This is a genomic window from Amycolatopsis sp. FU40 (assembly GCF_021903635.1).
Classification (GTDB): Bacteria; Actinomycetota; Actinomycetes; order Mycobacteriales; family Pseudonocardiaceae; genus Amycolatopsis; species Amycolatopsis dendrobii.
In genome coordinates, this window is record NZ_CP091381.1 from 6,046,316 (window position 1) to 6,066,541 (window position 20,226).

Genomic DNA, 20,226 nt, shown 5'->3' on the forward strand with positions numbered 1-20,226 from the left:
CGTCACCGCCGCAGGTACCGCAACGCCCGCGTCGCCGCGTGACTGCCGCACATCCCGTGCGCGCCCGGTCCCGGCGGCGTGGCCGCGGAACACACGAAATGCCCGGGAACACCCGCGTCATACGGCTGCAACGTCGTCCGCGGGCCGAAGACCAGCTGCCGCAGGTCTTTCGCGCCGGTGAGGATGTTTCCGCCGACGAAATTCGGGTTTCCCGCAGCGAATTCCGCCGAAGACGTGGTCACCGAACCAATGACCCGCTCCCGGAAGCCCGGCGCGAACCGCTCGATCTGCGCGGTGATCGCCTCGGTGGCGTCACCGGTGTATCCGTGCGGCACATGCGCGTACGCCCACACCGGATGCACATCACCGACCGAACGCGACGGGTCAGCCAGATACTGCTGTCCCAGCAGCACAAACGGCCGCTCCGGCATCTGTCCATTGTGTACTTCACGTTCGCCGGCGGCGACCTCCGCCGCCGAGCCTCCCAAGTGGACCGTCCCGGCCGCACGCGCTTCCGGCGACCGCCACGGAATCCCGTCCTGCACCGCGAAGTCCACTTTGAACGCGCCGGGACCGTAACGGAATCTCTCGTACTCTCGCCGGATCCGCGGCGGCAACCGGTCACCGAGCACCTGCGCGAGAGCGCTCGGTCCGACGTCCCACACCACCACGTCCGCCCGCGGCAGCTGCGAAACCGACTCCACCCGCACCCCGGTCTCGATCTTCCCGCCGAAGTCGGCGATCAGCGCGGCCAAGGCGTCGCCGATCGCCCGCGACCCGCCCTCGGCGACCGCCCAGCCGTGCCGATGACCAGCGGTGAGGATGCCGAGCCCGATCGCCGACGACAGCGGCCGATCCAGCGGACGGAACGCGTGCGCCGCCACCCCGAGCCATAGCGCGCGGGCCTGTTCGGTGCGGAAGCAGCGGGCCAGCACGGTCGCCGGCACGACCGTCGGCAGCCCGAACCGGCCCAGCAGCAACGGATGTTTCGGCACTCGCAGCAGCGGCCCGAGAATGTCCTCGCTCAGTGCGTCGTAGTTCTGCGCGGGCGAAGAAAACAGCGCTGACCAGCGACATTCGTCCGGACCGAGTCCGGCGGCGGTGCCGGAGACCGAGCGGCGCAGGACCCCGGCGGTACCGTCGTCGAGCGGATGCACGCAGTCGATCTCCGGCAGCCGCCAGCGCAGGCCGTACCGGTCGAGTCCAAGGTCGGTCAGCACCGGGGAGCCGACCGCCATCGGATGCGTCGCGGAGCAGTGGTCGTGCCGCAGGCCGGGGACGATCGCCTCGTAGGTGCGGGTGCCGCCGCCGATCTCGTCGGCGGCCTCCAGCACCGTCACGTCGACCCCGGCGCGAGCCAGCACGGCCGCCGCGGCGAGCCCGTTGGGCCCGCTGCCGACCACCACCGCGGCAGTCATGCCAGCACGCTGCTCGTCGTCGCCGGGCTCGCGGTCCAGGTGACGGTGAGCGGAATCGGGCCGTTCGGCAGCCACGGCTGTTCGCCAATCGCGTCGGCCACCGTCCAGTGGCCGCGCTCGATCACGCCCAGCGCCGCGTCAATCACCTGGTAATGCTGCACCTTCGAGTGGATGGCCTGCGATTCGACCCAGACCACGATCCACTCGCCAGGCGCGAACCCGACCCGTTTCTGCACCGCGTTGACGAAGTCGAGGTTGTGCAGGTGCCCGTCGCCGAAGTTGAACCCGAGGATCGAGTTGCAGCCGAATTCCGCCTCGCGCACCGTCCGCGTTTCGAGGTCCGGCAGGTTCTTCGCGAGCACCGAGAACAGCCCGCGGCCCTGGCTGTGCATCGACCGCCACGCGATGGTCTGCTGCATGGTGATCTCCGCGATTTCCGCCGGATAGCCCATCGCCTGCAACTGGTCGACCTGGTTCTTCGTCGGCCGGTGCGGCAGCGTGTTCAGCTTCGCCTCCGCACCCGGCGCGAACGCCCACAGCGCTGACGCCCAGTTGCCCGCGTACTGCCGCATCGACGGCAGGAACGAGACCAGATCCGGCCGCAGATTGCCCAGGATCGGGAAGAACAGCAGCGCGGCCGCGATCACGACGGCGAGCCAGCCCGGCGTCAGGTCGCCGACGCCGTACCCCGCGCTCGCCGGGAAGCCGAGGAACAGGAAGATCGCGAGGTAGCCGAACAAAATGTTCCACTCCAGCGGCACCGCCAGCGGGAACGTGGACGTGATGAACAGGTGGAACACCACCATCAGCGCGACCCCGGCGAGCGTGACCCAGTGATTGGTGGAGAACAGCAGCACCAGCGGGGTGATGATTTCCACCGTCGTCCCGCCGACGTGCGCCATGAACGTCGCGAGCTTCGACGGACGGATGTCGTCCGGGAAATTCCGGTAATGCGCGCGCTTCAGCCACTTGAACGGAACACACGGGCTGTTGGACACCATCGGCGGCACCACATTCGTGAAGTGCTTGCCGAACTTCGAGACGCCCGCGCCGATCCAGACAATGCAGATCAGCAGTTTCGCGGCGATGATCATGTTCACGAACGGAAGGAAGGCGAAGAACACCAACGCGGGCAGATACTGTTCACCGCGAGCGGCGAGAAAAATTGTCTTGTCCCGCAAGCCATTCAGCACGTACAGCACGATCGGCGCGATCAGCAACGCCGGACGCACGAGACCCGAGGTGTTGCCCGGCAACGCAGCCGACAGCGCGGCGTCCGGGACACCAGGCAGCACGATCGCGGTCAGCAGCGTGGCGAGGAAAGCCAGGTACAGCAGCACATCGAAGCCGTTCCGCCGATCGCCCGCGGTGAACGGCACCCGCTTCCACGGCCGCAGCCGGATCGTGCCGGGCCGCGCCCAGAACAGGATCCCGCCGGTCATCGGCTTGAACTTGCCCGCGATCGGACCCCAGGAACCGGCGACGCCGACCGCTTCCAGGAAGACCGTCCACAGCACGAGCTTTTGGTAAACGACTGGTTCGCGCCACCACGCGGCGACGTCCCAGAACGGGCCGACGCCGGACGTCGCGGTCGCCAGCGCCACCCCGGCCAGCACGTAGAGGAAAACCAGTTTCACCACGTACGTGGCCGGGATCATCTTGGGCGAGCCGAATCCGAACTGGACCCAGTGCAGCGCGAGCGCCTTGGTTCGTTCGAACAGTGGCTTCCGCAGGAAGGTTTCCGGATCGACCGGGGGAAAGTCCCCTGTCTTGAACCCCATTGTTCTCCGCCTTTCTCCGGGCAGCATCGACCGGACCCGGCAATGCGGGCACGGATGGTCTTCTTTCAGCAGGGAGGAATCAGCCCGCCGCGGCGAGTTCGCGGCGCAGCGCGGGCTTGTCGATCTTGCCGACCGGGTTGCGCGGCAGCGCGGGCACGATGTCGATCCGTACCGGCACCTTCACCCGCGTCAGCCGGGCCCGGCAATGGTCAAGCAGTTCGGCCTCGCTCACGACCGCGGCCGGGTACAGCGTCACAGTCGCCACGGGCAATTCGCCGAGCACCGGATGCGGCGCGCCGACCACCGCGGCTTCCAGCACCGCCGGGTGTGCGTGCAGTGCGTTCTCGATCTCCTTGGGGTAGAGGTTCTCCCCGCCCCGGATGATCATGTCCTTGATGCGGTCGACCAGGACGAGGTAGCCGTCCTCGTCGAACCGCCCGACATCGCCGGTGTGCAGCCAGCCGTCGACGATCGCCGCGGCGGTCGCCTCGGGCCGGTTGAGGTAGCCGCGCATCACGTTCGGGCCGCGGACCACGACCTCGCCGGGACCGTCGGCCAGCCTGCCCTGCGGATCCATCAGCGCGACTTCCTGCCCGGGCAGCGGACGCCCGACGGTGCCCGGTTTACGCGGCCCGGCCAGCGGATTCAGCGTCGACGCACAGGTACCTTCGGACAGTCCGTAGCCTTCGACGACCACCACACCGAACCGTTCCTCGACGCGCCGGATCAGCTCGGCTGGCATCGGCGCGGCCCCGCAAACCACCAGCCGCAGCGACGAAGTGTCCGGCCGCACGGTGTCCGGAAGGCCCGCTAGCCGAGCGTAAATCGCTGGCACGGCCGAGAAATACGTCGGACGGACGCGTTCGACTGTGTCGAAGAAGTCGTCGGCGCGGAATCTCGCGGTGATGGTCGAGCGACCGCCGGCGAGCAGCGGAGCGAGCACGCTGACCACGATGCCGTTGACGTGGAACAGCGGCAGAATCAGCAAACTGTGGTCTGCCGGGCCGAGTTCGAGCGCGTCGACGATCATCTCGGTCATCGCCCGCACGTTGCCGTGGTCGAGCACCACGCCCTTCGGCTGGCCGGTGGTGCCGCTGGTGTAGATGAGCAACGCGACCGCGTGGTCGTCGTCGGCGACCGGACCGTCGTCGGGCGCGGCGGTCGCCAATTCCTCGAGCCGCATCGTCACCAGGTTCGAATCACCTTGTCCCACCACGACTTTCGCCTGCGCGTCGGCGATCTGGAACGAGGCTTCGCCGTCGGTCAGCTCCGGATTCACCGGCGTCACCGTGGCGCCGAGCCGCCAGGCAGCGAACAACACCACCGCGAATTCGACGCGATTCGGCAGCAGGACCGCGACGACGTCGCCCGCACTGACCCCTCGGGCCCGCAACGCGGCGGCCGCGCTGCGCACTCGCACCGCGAATCCGGCGTTGCCGAGTTCGCCGTGTTCGTCGGCGAGGCACGGCCGGTTCGGGTTTCGCCGGGCCCGTTCTTCAGGCAGCGCCGCGAGATGCATCGTCGAAGTCCTTTCCCAGGGCGGCTCAGGTGGGAAATGACGGTAAGGACGGGAAGTGACCCAGGCCATAGGCCGCAGAACCGAAGGCTCCGCCGGTCGTTGTGCCGGGGTCACAACCGCCTGCACCGAGGGGGTGAACGGCACCGCTCGCCTGTCGCCGAGGCGGTCCGGTGGCTACCCTGACCGCCATGTCCGACGCCGTCGACGCCGTCGTGGCCGAGATCGCGCACGCCATCGACGCCGACCTCGCCGCCCGCACCACCGAGCTCACCGACTGGTTCGTCGAGATGATCCCGGAATTCCGGCACGACGAGACGGTCCGCAAGCTCATGATCGCCAGCACGTCGGCGAATCTGGTCGCGATCCTCGACATGCTGTCGCATTCCATCCCGCTCGACCGGATCACCGTCCCGCCCGCCGCGGCCGAGTACGCGCGCCGGTTCGCTCAGCACGAGTTGTCGCTGGAAGCCCTGCTGCGCGCATACCGGCTCGGCGAGCACCGGTTCGAGCAATGGGCGATCGAGGCGCTCGAACGACAGCCGAACATCGACACCCAGCTCGCGCTCGGCGTGCTCGCCGAACTGGCGCGGCGCACCAATCGCTACATCGACCAGGTCATCGAGGGCCTGATCGACATCTTCGAAACCGAACGCCGGCGCTGGAGCAGCCGCACCGGGGCCGCCCGGGCGGCGCAGATCCGGCTGGTGCTCGATTCGGACACGCTGACCGAGGACGCCGCCCAGCAACTGCTCGCCTTCCCGATGCGCCAGTGGCACTGCGCGGCCGTCGCGTGGCTGCCCGCCGAAGGCGCGGGCGAACTGCAGGCCGCCGCCCGGTTGCTGCAGGAGGTGTGCGGACGAGGCCCAGCCCTCACCATGCTGGCCGACGACCGCACGCTGTGGAGCTGGACGGTCAGCACGGAACGTGACGACATCGAGGTAGAACGCCTCCGCTCCGGCGTGGCCGACATCGGCGGCGGCCTGCGACTGGCCCTGGGCGCACCGGGCTACGGACTGGCCGGATTCCGCGGCTCCCTGCGCGAGGCAGTCCGGGCGCGAGCAGTCGCGGAAACCAACGAGGACCAGAGCCAGAACGTCGTCCTGTTCGACGACGTCGCGATCGCCGCCCTGCTCACCGAACAGTCCGACGACGTGTACCGCTGGATCGCGCGAGTCCTCGGCGACCTCGTCGCCGACGACCCCGGCACCGAGCAACTGCGCGAGACGCTGCGAGTCTTCCTCGACACCGACGGCAGCTACACGCACGCCGCCGCCCGGCTGCACCTGCACAAGAACACCGTTCACTATCGCGTCCGCAAGGCCGAGGAACTGTGCGGACGGCCGCTCGCCGAACACCGGCTGGAAGTGGAAGTCGCCCTGCGTGCGGCCACTTTGCTGCGCAAGCGCCTGCCGTGGAACGAGCCCGGCTGAGCCGACGGTCCATTGTGGATTCTTTTGCCTTCGCGCGACGCCGTGTTAACCTGTCGCCGTGCTGCGCCTCATGACGTCCGAGCGACTCGTAACCCGGCGCGCCGGCTGAACCAGGCTGCCGGCGCGCGATGCCGGTATGCGGTTTTTGCTTCGGGACCTGGCCCTTCTCTTTCCCGCCAGCTCTTCTTCCCGGAGTACGCCATGTCCTTGAGCACCTTTTCCTCCGCCCCGTACACCTCCGCGCCCGCCATGCTGGTCCGCCGCCGGATCGCGACGTACTTCGTCGGCGGCATCGACCAGATCCCCGCCTTGGTCGCGACGCTGAGCCAGCACGGGAAGCTGATCCACGAGCTGTCCGTCGACGTCCGCGAGGGCGTCCGGGAAAGCAGCATGGTCAGCACCGTCCTGGTCAGCCCCGACGCACTCGAGGACTTGCTGGACGGCCTGCGTGCCCTCTCGTCGGTCGTCTCCGCCGAACTGGCCTGATTCGGTCCTTCGCGCGGCCGAACGTCAGACTGGGGTCCCCACCAGCGAAAGGCACCCCACATGCGATTGGCCGACAAGATCGCCTTGATCACCGGCGCTTCGAGCGGCATGGGCAAGGCAACCGCCCTGACCTTCGCCCGCGAAGGCGCGACGGTCGTCGTCACCGACGTCGAAGACGCTGACGGCACCGCCGTGGCCGAGGAAATCCGCGCCAACGGCGGCCAGGCCGAATACCGCCGTCTGGACGTCACCGACGAAACTTCCTGGACCGCGGCCATCGCCGACCTCCTGGACCGCCACGGACGGCTCGACGTACTGGTCAACAACGCCGGCATCAGCGGCACCTTCGACCCCGACCTGACCAGCACGGCGTTCTATGACCGCCTGCTGCAAGTCAACGCCCGCGGAGTGTTCCTGGGCATCAAACACGGCGCAGCGGCGATGTCCGGCCGGGGCGGAGGTTCGATCGTGAACCTGACCTCGATCTCGGCGTCCATCGGGCAGATCGGCGTACACCTGGGCTACGCCGCCTCGAAGGGCGCGATCAAGGCGATGACGACCACCGCGTCCGTCCACTACGCGGGCGACGGCATCCGAGTCAACGCGGTAGCACCCGGCTTGCTGCCCCCGATGCGGACGTCCCGAGGCTCCACGGATCCGGTGTGGCGCGCGAAGCAGGTCGAGGGCGTGCCGATGGGGCGGACTGGGGAGGTGCAGGAGGTCGCGGATGTGATCCTCTTCCTGGCTTCCGCGGAATCCTCGTATGTGACCGGGGTGGAGATCCTGGCCGACGGGGGTTATACGGCCCAGTAGACGCTTCTTGGGTGCGCTGGGGCTCCCGCGGAACTCGGCGGGAGCCCCCGCGCACGGGGGATGTCATCGTGTCGAAGTCGGCCCCTTCTTTGCGCTGACTCCCACTGGGCTTCCCCTCCCCACCGCCTCCGGCCAGCCCTCCATCTCGCGCCGACTCCCGCAGCCACTCTGTCCGGACTCCCTGATCCGCCTTCGGTTCGCCGTGGGCCCTCCCCCATCCCTTCCGGACTCAGCCACGCCTCGACTCGCCCTGGGCCACCACCGACCCCGGCTCGGTGACCGCTGCCTGCCCTCCGCGTCGCGCCAACTCCGTCAGCCGCGCCGTCCTCACCCGGCCCCGCCCGCCGTCGAACTCCGCTGGGCCGTGATCCCCGCCTCTGCCTCGATCAGCCGTCACCGACCGGCCCGCGCGGTACGTTCACCGGACCACTCCCGGGTGGCGAGACGGAGGCGAAGCCGGTGGAACTGAGGCAGGTCGAACACTTCCTGGCCGTGGTCCGGCACGGCAACTTCACCCGCGCCGCCCAGGACGTGCACGTCGTGCAATCCGCTCTCAGCGCGTCCATCCGGAAACTGGAAACCGACCTCGGCGCGGACCTGTTCGACCGCACCACCCGCCGCGTCACCCTCACCCCCGCGGGCGAGGCCCTGCTCCCGCTGGCCCGCCAGATCGCCGCGGACGTCGACTCCGCCCGAGGCGAGGTAGCCGCGGTGACCGGCCTCGCGCGCGGCCGGGTGTCGATCGGGACCATCCAGACCCTGACCGTCATCGACCTGCCCGCGAAGCTGGGCGAGTTCCGCGCCCGCTACCCGGGAATCCGGCTGCGCGTCCGGGAAGGCACCATCCCCGGACTGACCGCCGCGGTGTCCGACGGCGAACTGGATCTGTCCTATGTGGGCGGTCCGCTGCCGGAGGAGCTGGCCGAATTCGCCAGCTGGCAGCAAAACTTGGTCCTGCTCACCCACCCCGGACATCGCCTGTCGACCCGCCGCCGAGTCCGGCTCGCGGAACTGGACGGCGAACCTTTCGTAGATTTCACCGGCAGCGGCCTGCAAGCCATGGTCGACCGCGCCTTCACGGAGGCCGGAGTCCGCCGTGACCAGGTCTGCGAGGCGACCAACGTCCCGCTGCTGGTCGACCTCGTCGCGGCAGGACTGGGCGTCACCGTGGTCCCGGAACAGGTCGCCGCCCGATCCGGACTGCCGTTCGCGCACCTCATCCAGCCGACTCTGGCCCGCACGATCTACCTGACCGGCCGCTCGGCAAACCTCACCAACCCGGCGGCACGGGCGCTGCTGGCCCACCTCCTCGCCTGACCCCGCGCACCGGTGCGAGCACCAACGCGAACCCGGCCAGCCCCAACACCAACGCGACGGTCGTCAGCCCGGTAATCCCGGCAACGAACGCCAACGCGAACGCCCTGCCGCCAAACCGCCGCAACAACCGGACAACATCCCGAGTCGCTTCGTCGACCGGCTCGACGTCGGCTGCCGGGTTGACGTTGACCGCCCAGCCGACATCGGTCGCACCCTCGACGCTAGCCGCCGACTCGACATCCGCCGCAGCCCCGACCCCTCGGTTGACGGCGGCCACAGACTCGACGTCGACTTCCGGGTTGGCGCTCGCCGCCCAGCCGACATCGGTCGCACCCTCGGCGCCAGCCGCCGACTCGACACCCACCGCCGACTCAACCCCGACCACCGGGTTGACGCTCGCCGCCCGGCGGGCGCTCGTCGCCGGCTCAATGCCCACCGACAGGTCGACGTTGGCCGACGGATCGACGTCGACTGCCGACCCGTCGCGCACCACCTCATCGGCGCTGACCGCCGCACGATCGCCCGCCGCGTCGAGGGCGGCGTTCTCGGCTGCGCTCCCACGATCGACCGTCGAGCCGAGGGCAGCACCGTCCGAGATGATCTCGCGAGTGTCCAGCCCTCCCGCACTGCCTAGGCCAGTTTCGGTGTCGGCGGGCCGGTCCGCCGACACGTCACCGTCGAGGTGCCGGTCCTCGCTTCGGCCGGAGTTCTCGGCGGGATCGCCGGGCGCAGACATCATGGGCTGAGTATTGGCTCGCGTCGACCTCCCAGTCCAACACCTGTTTTCGCTGCGATTCAGCGATGAAATCGATCGCCCGTGCGGTGGCGTATCGACGTGACAGTCGCCGTCGGCTCGACGGCACCGGCGTCAGGCAAAGACCACCTCCTCGCTTCCGACCAGTTTCACACCAGCCGTCGACAGTTCCTCGTCTACGCGGGCGCTCTCCTCAGCGGCGGAGAGTTCGTCGTCGTACGTGGCATGGGCGTCTTGGACCAGCGTGACCTCATGACCGCGGTCGAGGGCTGCCAAGGCGGTGGCTCGGACGCAGAAGTCGCTCTGCATTCCGGCCACGATCAGCGGGGCCGACTCTGGCAACAGGGAGCCCAGCTGGGTGTCGGCGAAAGAATCGGGTGCTTGTTTGTCGACTACGTGCTCGCCTGGACGGACGTCGTGCACCAGTTCCCAGCCGGAGGTTCCTGGCACGTCGGGGTCATCGCCGGTGCCGTTGTTACGGACGTGCACCACCTGGGCGCCCGCGGCCCGCGCCCGTTCCAGGACACGGGAGATCGCGGCGGCGACTCGGTCGGCATCGGGGACCGGGGTGGGCGGGAGAAGCATGTTGTTCTGGACGTCGATGAGGAGCAGCACGGGAACCATGCCGGAAGCATCTCAGCGGGCACCGACAAAAACGGAGCCTCGGCGTTCGCCCACAGGGATGAACGCTGAACGAGGTCTTCGAAGTGGTCTGACGGAGTAGGCACCAGGCGGCGCTGCTGAGGCGACTCGTCGTGCTGGCTCTGGCGCTCGGACCTACGAGTCTCGCCGTTCCCGAGCGGACTCCTGCTGGGGCGACGGCCGTGGATGCCGCATCGGGCGCTGCCGGGCGACTGGGTAGCGCGCAAGGGGATGCGCCTCGTCCAATCGGTGGCGGGCGCGGCGGGGCACGTCGTCCGAGGGGGAAACCCAGCGGCGCGTCGAGTCGTCCGGAGGGGAGGTCGGAGCAGCTTTCGGCGGCGGAACGGCAGAGCGACGCCGGGCGGCGCGGCGCAGGAACACTACGGCCAGCACCACGAACACCGCGGCGACGGCCACCAGGAGCCACCAAGCTTGCATTCGTCCTCCCGTCGTGGGTGGGTCGCACGCAAGGGTGCCCGTTCAGCCCGAGGACAGCGCGATGTCCACACCGCCGGGTGTCACCGGAACGGGGGTTGTTTGCTGGATGATCGCGGAGGGCCGAGCGGGGTTCTGCGGCACCGACGCTAGCCGGGTTGCATAACGACGGGGCTTCACAGCGAGGCATGCGGACGGTGCCAGAACTCGTCGCGCGGCAACGCACGTCGAGGCTGGAGCCAAGGGCGAGCCGCCACGCAACAAAGGATGTCGGCGGGAATGGCTAGGCGCGTGGCGCAAATAGCCTCAGGCCAACCACGGCGAAGCCGCACTCACCCAGCGGCAACCTCACCGGCTGAGAGGCTCACTTCAGCCTCCCCACAGCGCCAAAAGCCGAACGCCCCATCGGCAAAGGCTCACTTCACCCCGTCCCGCAGTGCCGAAACCCGATCCACCGCAGCAGTGAAATCCGCGCTCGGCAGGGATCCGTCCGACAACCCGCCGGCCAACGCCGAAGCAGCATCGTCCCCCTGGCTCACGTCTCGAGCCGATGCCAGGATCAGATCCATTCCCGCCTTCGCGGCCAGCACCGCGCGGCTTCCCGGTCCGCCATAGGACTTCAGGGCACCCGCCTCCAAAGCGTCCGTCACGGTCACCCCGGCGAAGTTCGTGCTGGTTCGGAGTTCCCGCACGGCCGCCGGGGAAAGTCCGGCGGGACGGGAGGGGTCGAGCGCGGGATAGACAGCCCACGAGAGCATCACTAGCTTCACGCCGGCGTCGACGACTGGGCGGTAGGGAGCTTCGTCCTTGGCGCGCAGTTCGGGCAAGGGCACGTTCAGCGTCACCGGGCCGACGTCGGTGTTGCTTCCGGCGGGAACGGCACCCAGGCCGGGGAAGTGCTTGGCTGTCGCGGCGACGCCTGTTGCCTGCTGGGCGGTGACGAAATCCCGGCCCAGTGCACCAGCTACCTGGGGGTCCTGGCTGTAAGAGCGGCCGTATTTGTCGATGAAATTGCCCGGTTGGCGGTAGACATCCAGAACCGGCGCGAGATTGACGTTCATGCCTGTCCCGCCGAGGTTCTGGCCGGCACCGGTGCCCGCGGCTTTCGCCGCGGCAGCAGGATCCGCGGACTGGGCCACCTGCTTCTCCGACAAAACGGGCTCGCCGGGCAACCGGCGGACCTTCCCGCCTTCCTGGTCGGTCATCAGCAGTAACGGGCGGTGGACCGGGCTCTGCGCGTTCGCGTCCCGCAATTGTCGTACCACGTCGGTAATCTGCTGGGAGCTTGAGATGTTCTCGCCGAAGAAGATCACGCCTGCCGCCTCGCCGGCGCGGATTCGTTGCAGCAACGAGGCGGGCGGCGTCTGGCCAGGATAGGAGTAGATCACCCGCTGTCCGGCCAGTTGCCGCGGCGTGAGACCAGCGGGGGTGGCGGCGACCGTGCTCATCGCGAGCACCGTCACGGCCATGGCCAGCAATGCCTTCCGACGCTTCATGCGACCTCCGTTCGCGAGCCGTGGGACAACGCTAACCCCCGGCGGGCGGGTGTGCTCAGCTGCCGGGGGCTAGAACCAGCTCCCGCGGCCATACCGAGAACACGGGCAGCAACGGGCCGACGCTGACGAGACCGCGGCGGGAACGGGGCGAGGGCGAGGGCGAGGGCGAGGGCGAGGGCGAGGGCGAGGGCGAGGGCGAGGGCGAGGGCGAGGGCGAGGGCGAGGAAATGGTAGGCAAAGCGATGTTCGGCAGGTTCGGGTGCGCGGCGAGGTGTCCCGAACGGCGTTCGGCGACGGTGCGGGGCTCACTGCCGCCTGCGCTCGCGAAGGTCAGCCCGGCGCCTGGCCACCACGGCGAAGTCGAGTCCTCAGTGGACAATCAAACCCAGTAAGCGACCCGCGCCCGGTAATTGCGCAGCACCAGCATCGCCAGCGACCAGCCGGCCACGGTCACCACGCCCGCGACCAGCCAGTGCGTCCAGCTTTGCTGCTGCCCGACCAGCGGTGCGCGCACGATCTCGACGAAGTGATAAACCGGATTGAGCTGCAGCAGATTCACCGCGATGGAGCCGAATCCTTCGTGCGAGGCTTGGTTCATCGCCCGCACCTGGTCCATCGACCACATGATCGGCGTCGCGTAGAAGAGCATCGTGATGAAGCTCTGGATCACCGGCGGGATGTCGCGGAACCGCGTGGACACCACGCCGAACAGCAGCACCACCCACGCACCGTTCAGCAGGACCAGGGCCAGCGCGGGCACGGCGAGCAGCATTCCCCAGCCGAGTCCGGGGTGCAGCAACGCGTATTCCTTGTCCACCAAGCGGTACGGGTGCGAGAGCTTGCCGAAGAAGATCGCCAGCACCAGTACGTACACGACGAGGTTGTGCGCCAGGTACAACGCCTGTCGCCACACCGTGCGCAGCGCGTACACCGACACCGGGGCGGGGAGCTGCTTGATCATCCCTTCGTTCGCGATGAACGTTTCCGAGCCCTCAACGATGCAGCCGTTCATGAAGTTCCACAGGATGAGCCCGGTGGTGATGCTCGGCAGCAGGGTCGAGATGGAAGTGCCGAACAACGCGGAGTTCACGACGCCCAGCGCGAGCGCGGTGACTGCCATCCCGACGGTGATCCACAACGGCCCCAGCGACGAACGCCGGTAGCGCTGCTTGATGTCCTGCCACGCGAGCAACGCCCACAGTTCCCGGGCACGCAACCCGGCCTGCAGATCAGCGAAGGCTCGACGCCAGCTTCTCGGGTCCGCGTCGATCGCGGGCGGAGCGGTCATGGCAACGAACCTAGCCGCGATCACCGTTCTCGGCCAACACACGACTACGGTGTGCCGGGTGAGCTTTTTCCTGTCCCGCGTCCTTTCCGCACTCCGCGACGGTGGCGACACCGTGCTGTTCCACCACGACGACACCACCATGACGTACCGGGCGGCGTCAGAGCTGCTGTCGCGACTGTGCGGCGGGCTCGCCGAGGTGCGCGGCATGGTGGCGATCGACGCCGCCAACCGGCCGGAAGTGGTGCTCACCCAGCTTGCCGCGCAGCTGCGAGGGCTGGAAGTCGTGCTGATCGCGGCGTCCGCGAGCCGTCCGGCGCGGGCGGCGACGCTCGCGGCGACCGGGGCGACCTTGCTCACCGACGCCGAACTCGACACGCTCGCCGCGGCGCGTCCGTCCATTCCGGACACTTTGCCGAACAGCGTCACGGCGATTTTCCCCAGCGGCGGTACCACCGGGGCTCCGAAACTGATCCGGCACAGCGGGATCTACGACGGCGTGGCCCACATCTTCCAGCCGGACGGCACCAAAACCGCTCTCGTCACCGCTCCGCTCACGCATATGACCGGCAACGCGGCCGTTTTAGGCGCGCTCTGCTGCGGCAACACCGTGGTACTGCACCGGGAGTTCAATGCCGAGCATCTTCTCTCCGATGTGGAGCGTCATCGCGTCACCACGTTTTCCCTTACCCCGCCCCGGCTCGCCGCCGTACTCGACCATCCACGGCTGTCCACTACGGACGTATCCAGCGTGCAGCAGCTTTCCCTCGGTGCCGCGCCGCTGCCGCCTCGCCGGCTGGCCGAGGCGCTCAAGGTGTTCGGCCCGGTCGTCGGGCAGGGCTACGGGCTCACCGAAGCGCCGATGATCGCCAGCATTTCCGCGGACGAAGTCCTCGCCCGGCCGGGACTTCTCGGTTCCGTCGGCCGCATCGTGCCCGGCATGCAAGCCCGGATCGAGGACGGCGAAGTGCTCGTCCGCGGACTGTCCATGATGGACGGCTACCTCGGGCAACCGCCGATCGGCGACGGCTGGCTGCGCACCGGCGACCTCGGCCGCTTCGACGAGGACGGCTACCTCTACCTGGAGGACCGGATCGACGACGTCATCGTCACCGGCGAGCACGGCACGAAGGTCTCCTCGACCACCGTGGAGCACGCGCTTCTCAGTCACCCCAAGGTAAAAGCCGCCGCGGTCGTTCCCGCACCAGGGCCGGAGGGAACCCTGTTGCACGCCGTGGTGGTCGCTGAGAAGGCCACCGCTGACGAACTTCGCGACCAGGTCCGCGAAGAACTCGGCGGCGAGCATTTCGTACCGTCCACTGTGGAGTTTCGCGACGAGTTGCCGCTGACCCCCGTGGGCAAAGTGGACAAACAACGCCTCAAGCGTTGACCGACCGGCCCAGCAAGCGTTCCCGGTGATGTTCCTCGTGCAGATCCCGCCGCCGGGCGTGCAACAGTTGCGCCAGCGTCACCTTGCCGAGCACCCGCGACGGATCGTGCCGGTCGACCACCAGCGCCTGCGTCGTATGCCCGAGTGCCAGTTCGTTCGCGACGTCGCGCAGAGTGTCGTCCGAGTACACGACGACATCGGCCGACATCTGCACGTCCGGTTCATGCGTCATCACTTCATGCACGAAGAACGTCTCAAGCGGATCAGTCGTGTACTCGCGGGTGAGGTGCAGACGTCGCCGCGCGATCTTCTCCGTGAGCACCGAACGTTTGAGCAGCAGCACCGAAAGCGCGTACGCCGAGAACGACGCGACGACGAGCGGCAGCAGATAGCTCCACGCGTGGGTCAGCTCCAAAGTGAACACAATGCCGGTGAACGGTGACCGCATCACGCCGCCGACCACAGCGGCCAGCCCGCACGTCGCCCAGAACCCGGGTGCGACCTGCGGCAGCAACCCGCCTTCCGCGGCGCCCAGCGCGGCACCGATCATGAACACCGGAGCCAGCACTCCTCCGGAAGTCCCGGATCCCAGCGAAAGCGCCCAGATCAGCGTCTTCACGACCAGGATCCCGACGATCAGCGACGCGGTCGCGTGTCCGGTGAGCAGCGTGTCGATCACGTCGTAGCCGACGCCGAGCGCGTGCGGTTCGATCAGGCCGCCGATGCCGATCACGAGACCGCCGATCGCGGGCCACCACATCCAGTGCACGGACAGCCGCCCGAAAAGATCCTCGGCGAAGTAGACGAGTGCGGTCGCGCCGATCGCCAGCAACCCGCCGGTCAGGCCGGGGACGAGCGCGAGACCGTCCGCGGCCGGGCCGGGGCTGGCCCCGGTGAACGGGACGCCGAAGACCGGTCCGGTGCCGAGCAGGAACCCGCGGCACACGGTCGCGACCGCCACCGCGGCAGCCACCGGAACAAGACTGCGCGGCCGCCATTCGAAGAGCAGCAACTCGACGGCCAGCAGGACGGACGCGAGCGGCGCGTTGAACGTCGCCGCCATCCCGCCCGCGGCACCGGCGACCAGCAGCGTCTTGCGTTCGTCCGCGGACAGCTTCAGCAACTGCGCGAGGATCGAACCGACCGCACCGCCGGTCATGATGATCGGCCCCTCGGCGCCGAACGGGCCGCCGGTGCCGATGCTGACCGCCGCCGACACCGGTTTCAGCACCGCGACGCGCGGGGCCACCCGGCTGCCGCCGGTGAGGATCGCCTCGATCGCCTCCGGCATGCCGTGACCGCGGATCTTCTCCGAGCCGTAGCGCGCCATCAGGCCGATCACGAGCCCGCCGACGACCGGCGCGAGCAGCACGAGCCACCACGGATGATGCTGTGCGCCCGGCGCGACGAGATCCGTGGCGACGCGTTGGTAGAAGACCAGGTTGGTGATCAACCCGATGAGCTTGAGCAGCGCGAACGCCGCCACCGCCGCCGCTCCGCCCACTGGCAGCGCGATCGCGGTGATCAGCAGCATCCGCGGATTGACTGCGAAGTCGCCGAGGTGCGCGGCCCGCGCCGGAACCTTCACAGCCGGCCCGGCCCTGCCGTGGGCACGCCCGGTGCCGATTCCGCCGCGAGGACCAGGTCGCGGACCGCCGTCGAAACCGCCTCGTTCCGCGCGGCAGGCACTTCCGCCAGCAGCTCGGACAGCGCGCGCTGACGTCGGCCGACGACCCCCGCCACGACCTCGCGCCCGGCCGCGGTGACCTCGATGGTCACCACCGTGCGGCGGTGCTCGTCTTCGCCGCGCACGACGTACCCGTGCGCCTCGAGCTTGTCGGCCAGCCGCGTGACCGAGGACGCGTTCACGCCCATCGCCTCGGCGAGCCGCGAACACGGAACGCGTCCCAGGCTGTCGAGCACCACCAGCAATCGCACCTGCGGGAAGGTGACGCCGCGCGGGGCGGCGTGCGCGCTGTCCCAGGCCACGGCCACGAGCACGCGAGTCAGCCGCTCGAGTTCGGCCACGTCGTCCGGCAAACCTTGCATAGTGCAAAAGTTGCTATAGACAAGGCTTCAGGTCAAGAGTGTGCTCGGTCACCAGGGGTTCCTTCCCGGGCGCCGGTTTTGTCGGTGATCTTGGCTAGGGTGGGTTTCGGCGACGCGGAGGTGAGCCGGTGGAGGACCACCCACTCCGGGGCAACCCCGGGGAGCAGCACGACACGTACCCACAGCGCCCCGCGCAGCGGCGGCACGCTCCGCGTGCGAGACAGCGCGGATGAACGGAGAACGAGTCGCCTCCGCGTCGCTGCTCGAACCGATGCCGGTGTGGCGATGGCAGGTCGCCCGCTGGACCACGTTCGACGAATGCGCCGCCGCCCTCGACCTCACGCCGGGCGAGCTGTCCTGGTTCGCCGACGAACGCGGCTGGCACCGGCGATCCGGGCCGGTGCTGCGGCATTACAGCTACCGCTGGATCCCCACGGCCACTGGCGGCGCGCGGCTGATCGAGCGGCCGAAACCGCGACTGGCCGAGGTGCAGCGACGGATCCGCAGGCAGGTACTCGACGCGCTGCCGGTCCACGAGGCCGCGCACGGTTTCCGGCGCGGCCGCTCAATTCACACCTGCGCCCGCCCGCACGCCGGACAAGACGTGGTGGTCCGGCTGGATCTGGCCGGCTTCTTCCCGACTGTCTCCGCGTCGCGGGTGCGCTCGCTGCTCGACCTGGCCGGTTACCCGAAAGCGGTCGCGGCCGCCATCGCCGGAATCCTCACCACGCGCACGCCGGTCGACGTCCTGCGCAGCGCCCCCGCCCGGTCGGCCATGCTGAGCCATCTCGCTGGCACGCACCTCCCGCAAGGCGCGCCGTCGTCGCCCTCGGTAGCCAACGCCGTCACCCATCACCTGGACCGCAGGCTCTCCGGCCTCGCCGCCGTGCTGGGCGCGAATTACACCCGCTACGCCGACGATCTGGCCTTCTCCGGCGACGCGAGCCTGCCGCTGCACCGGCTGCTGCCAGGCGTCCGGCGGATCGTGACCGACGAGGGCTTCCGCCTGCGCGACGACAAGACGTCAGTGAAACCGGCTTACCGGCAGCAGCGCGTCGCCGGGCTGGTGGTGAACGCCGCGCCTGCCGTCGCCCGCGCCGAGTACGACGAACTGCGGGCCGTGCTGCACAACTGCGCCCGCACCGGCCCAGCGCAGCAGAACCGCGCCGGGCACCCGGACTTCCGGGCGCACCTGATGGGCCGGATCGCGTGGATCAGCGCCACCAACGCGGCCCGCGGCACGAAATTGCGCGGCCTGTTCGACCGGATCGACTGGTCGTGAACGCGGCCGTTCAGACCGATAACAGACTGAGATTCCGCTCCATCTCGGCCCACCATCCAGCCGCCGGAACATCCCGCGGCTGAATCAACGAGGCTTTGACCAGAATGTCGGGCCGGTTTTCTCGCCAAGCGTAGGAAAAAAGCTCGTCGTAATGCGCCCGCGGAAGCCATCCCTGTTCCCGTCCCGCTTCCAGCCGCATGAGCTGACGCGCGAGATCCATGCTGCTTCGCTCACAACTGCGAAACGCGTTCGAAAATCTTTGCACGGCCGCCGTGTCTCCCCGCCGAACCGCCTGGCAGGCAAGGAAAAGCGCCGTCACGGCAAGGACGTCCGACCGGTGCACCCCGCCCTCCGCCGCCAGATGTTCCGCCAGTTGAAAACTGCGCTTCCGCCGTCCCCGGCGCACCATTTCCGCCAGCGCTCGCTGCTGCCGAATGAGATATTCGTCTTCCCGCAGGTACTGCACAGCGTTTCCTCCCCTGCGCCCGGTCCCGACCCAGGCCGCTTCCCGGTACAGGATGCTCCGCCAGGGTGACAGATACGTCGGCGACACTCAGCCGTTCGGAGCAAAATATCACCCAGGGGCATCGACAGTACCCGACCGCGCAAGTCCGGGAATCCTTGTTGTGCCTCAGGAATCGGGCGTCTCAGCTCGATGGGCGGAAGTTCGCGACGCGGGTCGGTTTTCGCATCGAACTCGCGCGTTGAGTTGGCTTGCCGGTGCAGACGGGGTGACTTGCTGCGGAATCCGCATTCTGGAGGCGACTGGCCTCAGTGGACACCCGGCAGCGAGCGGGTCGGTGGTTGCGAAACGCTTTCACGCCAAGGGCTTGTTCCATGCAAGCGGAGCGGACCTCCGGGCGGTTCGTGGCCCGGTTGCCTTGGGCGGTGTGGTTTTCGAGTGCGCTTTCCGGGCGCGATTTCACCCGTTCGGCCCAGTCGGGAGCGATGGATTGAGGCGGTTGACTGCTCTGCGGCGAGCGACGGAGCGCTGAGAGAAAGCCCGCGCAGGGAGGGAGCCCGGCAGGCGGTTGCCGGGTGGCTCGGTTCCGAGCGGGCAAAACGGAGAGCAGCCAATCTCGCGCACGGAGCGCCCGACAGGGGCAATCGCTCGCACGCCGAACGTCTGACTGACGCAACCGCCCGCACGCAGAACACCCGGCAGACGCAACCACTCGCATGTGGATCATTCGACAGAGACGAGCTCTCACGCACGGAAGCCCGAGAGAGACGGCCCCTCACCCGCCGAACGTCCGATAAGGGCAACCGCTCACAACCGGAGCACCCGAGTGCGACCCCGCTCGCCCGGAGCGTCTGGAAGGGGCGACCGCCCACACGGAACGCTTGGGAGGGGCAACCCGCTCGCACGGAACGCCCGAGAGCGGCGACCGCTCGCACAGGGAGCGCGCGAGAGTGGCAATCCCTCGCTGGAGCGCCCTCTCGCACGCGCAGCGTGCAGAAGCGCCCGATGGGCGATTTCCCGCACGAGGAGCAGGCGGCGGGCGGGTGCCGCCGATCGCTGCGCTGGCAGCGCGGTTGAGGGGCTGCCGAGGCAATACATTCCGGAGTCCCGGCCGCAGTTCACAGCCAAGACTTTCGCGTACGCCGAACTAGACCGTCGTGAAGAAGTCCGCGAGACCAGCCTGGATTCGCTCAGGCAAGGCGCAACCCCGCCGAGGTCCCGGGCATGCTCACCTAACCGGTCAGCCCGCCGTCTGTCGCCAACCGAAGTCCTGGCGGGTTACCCCATCCGCCAGTGTCGAAACCCCGCACCGCAGCCCAAGTCGTCCACAACCGCTCAGCCGCGACCAGCCCGGTCCTCCCCAGGACCAGGCTGGCACATCAGCTGGCAAACCCCGCGACTGGTCCGCACACCGGCCGCGGCGTGTTCTCCCCCGCAGGCCAGGCACCGAAGTGCCTCAGGCGACCTCGGTCCGGCTGCCGCCCGGGGCGTGCAGCCCCAGCATGTCCAGCAGCAGGGCGCATTCCTGCGCGTCCTTGGCCCGCGACGCGACGGCCAGCGCTGCCTTGCGGCGGCGCTCCTCCTGCCGGGCCGCGTCCGTGTCGTCCACGAGGTCTGGCGCCGGGTGCAATCCGGTGGTCAGGTCTCGCATGGTGGCTCCTCCCCG

The 20,226-nt window shown here is 68.8% G+C and carries 18 protein-coding genes; 6 read left to right on the forward strand and 12 right to left on the reverse strand.

From position 1 onward, the window contains the following. Positions 1 to 2: 2 nt before the first annotated feature. The 3 genes from L3Q65_RS28305 to L3Q65_RS28315 all read right to left on the reverse strand — a co-directional run bounded on the left by L3Q65_RS28305 (position 3) and on the right by L3Q65_RS28315 (position 4,718). Positions 3 to 1,418, reverse strand: a complete 1,416-nt coding sequence (locus L3Q65_RS28305) for an NAD(P)/FAD-dependent oxidoreductase (protein WP_237597128.1) — start codon at positions 1,416 to 1,418, stop codon at positions 3 to 5. Continuing rightward, on the reverse strand, positions 1,415 to 3,199 hold the full coding sequence (locus tag L3Q65_RS28310; RefSeq protein WP_237597129.1) for a DUF3556 domain-containing protein: 1,785 nt from the start codon (positions 3,197 to 3,199) through the stop codon (positions 1,415 to 1,417). The genes L3Q65_RS28305 and L3Q65_RS28310 overlap by 4 nt, the downstream gene beginning before the upstream one ends. A gap of 79 nt (positions 3,200 to 3,278) precedes the next feature. Continuing rightward, positions 3,279 to 4,718: a class I adenylate-forming enzyme family protein gene (locus tag L3Q65_RS28315; RefSeq protein WP_237597130.1), complete on the reverse strand. Its 1,440-nt coding sequence runs from the start codon at positions 4,716 to 4,718 to the stop codon at positions 3,279 to 3,281. Positions 4,719 to 4,906: 188 nt separating this feature from the next. Between L3Q65_RS28315 and L3Q65_RS28320 the strand changes: the two genes are divergently transcribed. The 4 genes from L3Q65_RS28320 to L3Q65_RS28335 all read left to right on the forward strand — a co-directional run bounded on the left by L3Q65_RS28320 (position 4,907) and on the right by L3Q65_RS28335 (position 8,764). Further along, positions 4,907 to 6,148 carry a CdaR family transcriptional regulator gene (locus L3Q65_RS28320; protein WP_182890125.1) on the forward strand — a complete coding sequence of 414 codons (1,242 nt, stop codon included), beginning with the start codon at positions 4,907 to 4,909 and terminating at the stop codon, positions 6,146 to 6,148. Positions 6,149 to 6,349: 201 nt separating this feature from the next. Further along, the gene (locus tag L3Q65_RS28325) at positions 6,350 to 6,634 is read left to right on the forward strand and encodes a hypothetical protein (RefSeq protein WP_182890124.1); all 285 of its coding nucleotides are present in this window, start codon (positions 6,350 to 6,352) and stop codon (positions 6,632 to 6,634) included. A 60-nt stretch (positions 6,635 to 6,694) separates the two neighbouring features. Further along, positions 6,695 to 7,447, forward strand: a complete 753-nt coding sequence (locus L3Q65_RS28330; RefSeq protein ID WP_182890123.1) for an SDR family NAD(P)-dependent oxidoreductase — start codon at positions 6,695 to 6,697, stop codon at positions 7,445 to 7,447. A gap of 459 nt (positions 7,448 to 7,906) precedes the next feature. After that, positions 7,907 to 8,764, forward strand: a complete 858-nt coding sequence (locus L3Q65_RS28335; RefSeq protein WP_237597131.1) for a LysR family transcriptional regulator — start codon at positions 7,907 to 7,909, stop codon at positions 8,762 to 8,764. Here the strand turns inward: L3Q65_RS28335 and L3Q65_RS28340 are convergent. The 5 genes from L3Q65_RS28340 to L3Q65_RS28360 all read right to left on the reverse strand — a co-directional run bounded on the left by L3Q65_RS28340 (position 8,718) and on the right by L3Q65_RS28360 (position 13,379). Then, entirely contained in the window at positions 8,718 to 9,503 is a 786-nt protein-coding gene (locus tag L3Q65_RS28340; RefSeq protein ID WP_237597132.1) for a hypothetical protein, read from the reverse strand. The two genes, L3Q65_RS28335 and L3Q65_RS28340, sit on opposite strands and share 47 nt — an antisense overlap. A gap of 129 nt (positions 9,504 to 9,632) precedes the next feature. Continuing rightward, positions 9,633 to 10,142: an isochorismatase family protein gene (locus L3Q65_RS28345; RefSeq protein WP_237597133.1), complete on the reverse strand. Its 510-nt coding sequence runs from the start codon at positions 10,140 to 10,142 to the stop codon at positions 9,633 to 9,635. 153 nt (positions 10,143 to 10,295) lie between these two features. Further along, on the reverse strand, positions 10,296 to 10,598 hold the full coding sequence (locus L3Q65_RS28350; RefSeq protein ID WP_237597134.1) for a hypothetical protein: 303 nt from the start codon (positions 10,596 to 10,598) through the stop codon (positions 10,296 to 10,298). 413 nt (positions 10,599 to 11,011) lie between these two features. Then, on the reverse strand, positions 11,012 to 12,091 hold the full coding sequence (locus L3Q65_RS28355) for a glycoside hydrolase family 3 N-terminal domain-containing protein (RefSeq protein WP_237597135.1): 1,080 nt from the start codon (positions 12,089 to 12,091) through the stop codon (positions 11,012 to 11,014). A gap of 379 nt (positions 12,092 to 12,470) precedes the next feature. Then, positions 12,471 to 13,379: an ABC transporter permease gene (locus L3Q65_RS28360; RefSeq protein ID WP_237597136.1), complete on the reverse strand. Its 909-nt coding sequence runs from the start codon at positions 13,377 to 13,379 to the stop codon at positions 12,471 to 12,473. Positions 13,380 to 13,437: 58 nt separating this feature from the next. Here L3Q65_RS28360 and L3Q65_RS28365 point away from each other — a divergent pair, with 58 nt between their 5' ends. Then, complete coding sequence (locus L3Q65_RS28365; protein ID WP_237597137.1) at positions 13,438 to 14,766, forward strand: class I adenylate-forming enzyme family protein; 1,329 nt, start codon at positions 13,438 to 13,440, stop codon at positions 14,764 to 14,766. Here the strand turns inward: L3Q65_RS28365 and L3Q65_RS28370 are convergent. Continuing rightward, on the reverse strand, positions 14,756 to 16,300 hold the full coding sequence (locus L3Q65_RS28370; RefSeq protein WP_237597138.1) for a chloride channel protein: 1,545 nt from the start codon (positions 16,298 to 16,300) through the stop codon (positions 14,756 to 14,758). The two genes, L3Q65_RS28365 and L3Q65_RS28370, sit on opposite strands and share 11 nt — an antisense overlap. A gap of 50 nt (positions 16,301 to 16,350) precedes the next feature. Further along, complete coding sequence (locus tag L3Q65_RS28375) at positions 16,351 to 16,815, reverse strand: MarR family winged helix-turn-helix transcriptional regulator (protein ID WP_182890116.1); 465 nt, start codon at positions 16,813 to 16,815, stop codon at positions 16,351 to 16,353. A 229-nt stretch (positions 16,816 to 17,044) separates the two neighbouring features. On the opposite strand from L3Q65_RS28375, the gene L3Q65_RS28380 reads away from it, so the two are divergent. Then, on the forward strand, positions 17,045 to 18,097 hold the full coding sequence (locus L3Q65_RS28380; protein WP_237597139.1) for a reverse transcriptase family protein: 1,053 nt from the start codon (positions 17,045 to 17,047) through the stop codon (positions 18,095 to 18,097). Positions 18,098 to 18,107: 10 nt separating this feature from the next. Here the strand turns inward: L3Q65_RS28380 and L3Q65_RS28385 are convergent, their stop codons facing one another. Next, complete coding sequence (locus L3Q65_RS28385; RefSeq protein ID WP_237597140.1) at positions 18,108 to 18,563, reverse strand: hypothetical protein; 456 nt, start codon at positions 18,561 to 18,563, stop codon at positions 18,108 to 18,110. Positions 18,564 to 20,016: 1,453 nt separating this feature from the next. After that, the gene (locus tag L3Q65_RS28390) at positions 20,017 to 20,211 is read right to left on the reverse strand and encodes a hypothetical protein (RefSeq protein WP_037715467.1); all 195 of its coding nucleotides are present in this window, start codon (positions 20,209 to 20,211) and stop codon (positions 20,017 to 20,019) included. Between the last annotated feature and the right edge of the window lie 15 nt (positions 20,212 to 20,226).

What these genes read in the sequence shown, in the direction of transcription:
- L3Q65_RS28305 (WP_237597128.1), bottom strand. Translation starts at nt 1,418, where the DNA reads ATGACTGCCGCGGTGGTGGTCGGCAGCGGGCCCAACGGGCTCGCCGCG.
- L3Q65_RS28310 (WP_237597129.1), bottom strand. Translation starts at nt 3,199, where the DNA reads ATGGGGTTCAAGACAGGGGACTTTCCCCCGGTCGATCCGGAAACCTTC.
- L3Q65_RS28315 (WP_237597130.1), bottom strand. Translation starts at nt 4,718, where the DNA reads ATGCATCTCGCGGCGCTGCCTGAAGAACGGGCCCGGCGAAACCCGAAC.
- L3Q65_RS28320 (WP_182890125.1), top strand. Translation starts at nt 4,907, where the DNA reads ATGTCCGACGCCGTCGACGCCGTCGTGGCCGAGATCGCGCACGCCATC.
- L3Q65_RS28325 (WP_182890124.1), top strand. Translation starts at nt 6,350, where the DNA reads ATGTCCTTGAGCACCTTTTCCTCCGCCCCGTACACCTCCGCGCCCGCC.
- L3Q65_RS28330 (WP_182890123.1), top strand. Translation starts at nt 6,695, where the DNA reads ATGCGATTGGCCGACAAGATCGCCTTGATCACCGGCGCTTCGAGCGGC.
- L3Q65_RS28340 (WP_237597132.1), bottom strand. Translation starts at nt 9,503, where the DNA reads ATGATGTCTGCGCCCGGCGATCCCGCCGAGAACTCCGGCCGAAGCGAG.
- L3Q65_RS28345 (WP_237597133.1), bottom strand. Translation starts at nt 10,142, where the DNA reads ATGGTTCCCGTGCTGCTCCTCATCGACGTCCAGAACAACATGCTTCTC.
- L3Q65_RS28350 (WP_237597134.1), bottom strand. Translation starts at nt 10,598, where the DNA reads ATGCAAGCTTGGTGGCTCCTGGTGGCCGTCGCCGCGGTGTTCGTGGTG.
- L3Q65_RS28355 (WP_237597135.1), bottom strand. Translation starts at nt 12,091, where the DNA reads ATGAAGCGTCGGAAGGCATTGCTGGCCATGGCCGTGACGGTGCTCGCG.
- L3Q65_RS28360 (WP_237597136.1), bottom strand. Translation starts at nt 13,379, where the DNA reads ATGACCGCTCCGCCCGCGATCGACGCGGACCCGAGAAGCTGGCGTCGA.
- L3Q65_RS28370 (WP_237597138.1), bottom strand. Translation starts at nt 16,300, where the DNA reads ATGCTGCTGATCACCGCGATCGCGCTGCCAGTGGGCGGAGCGGCGGCG.
- L3Q65_RS28375 (WP_182890116.1), bottom strand. Translation starts at nt 16,815, where the DNA reads ATGCAAGGTTTGCCGGACGACGTGGCCGAACTCGAGCGGCTGACTCGC.
- L3Q65_RS28380 (WP_237597139.1), top strand. Translation starts at nt 17,045, where the DNA reads ATGAACGGAGAACGAGTCGCCTCCGCGTCGCTGCTCGAACCGATGCCG.
- L3Q65_RS28390 (WP_037715467.1), bottom strand. Translation starts at nt 20,211, where the DNA reads ATGCGAGACCTGACCACCGGATTGCACCCGGCGCCAGACCTCGTGGAC.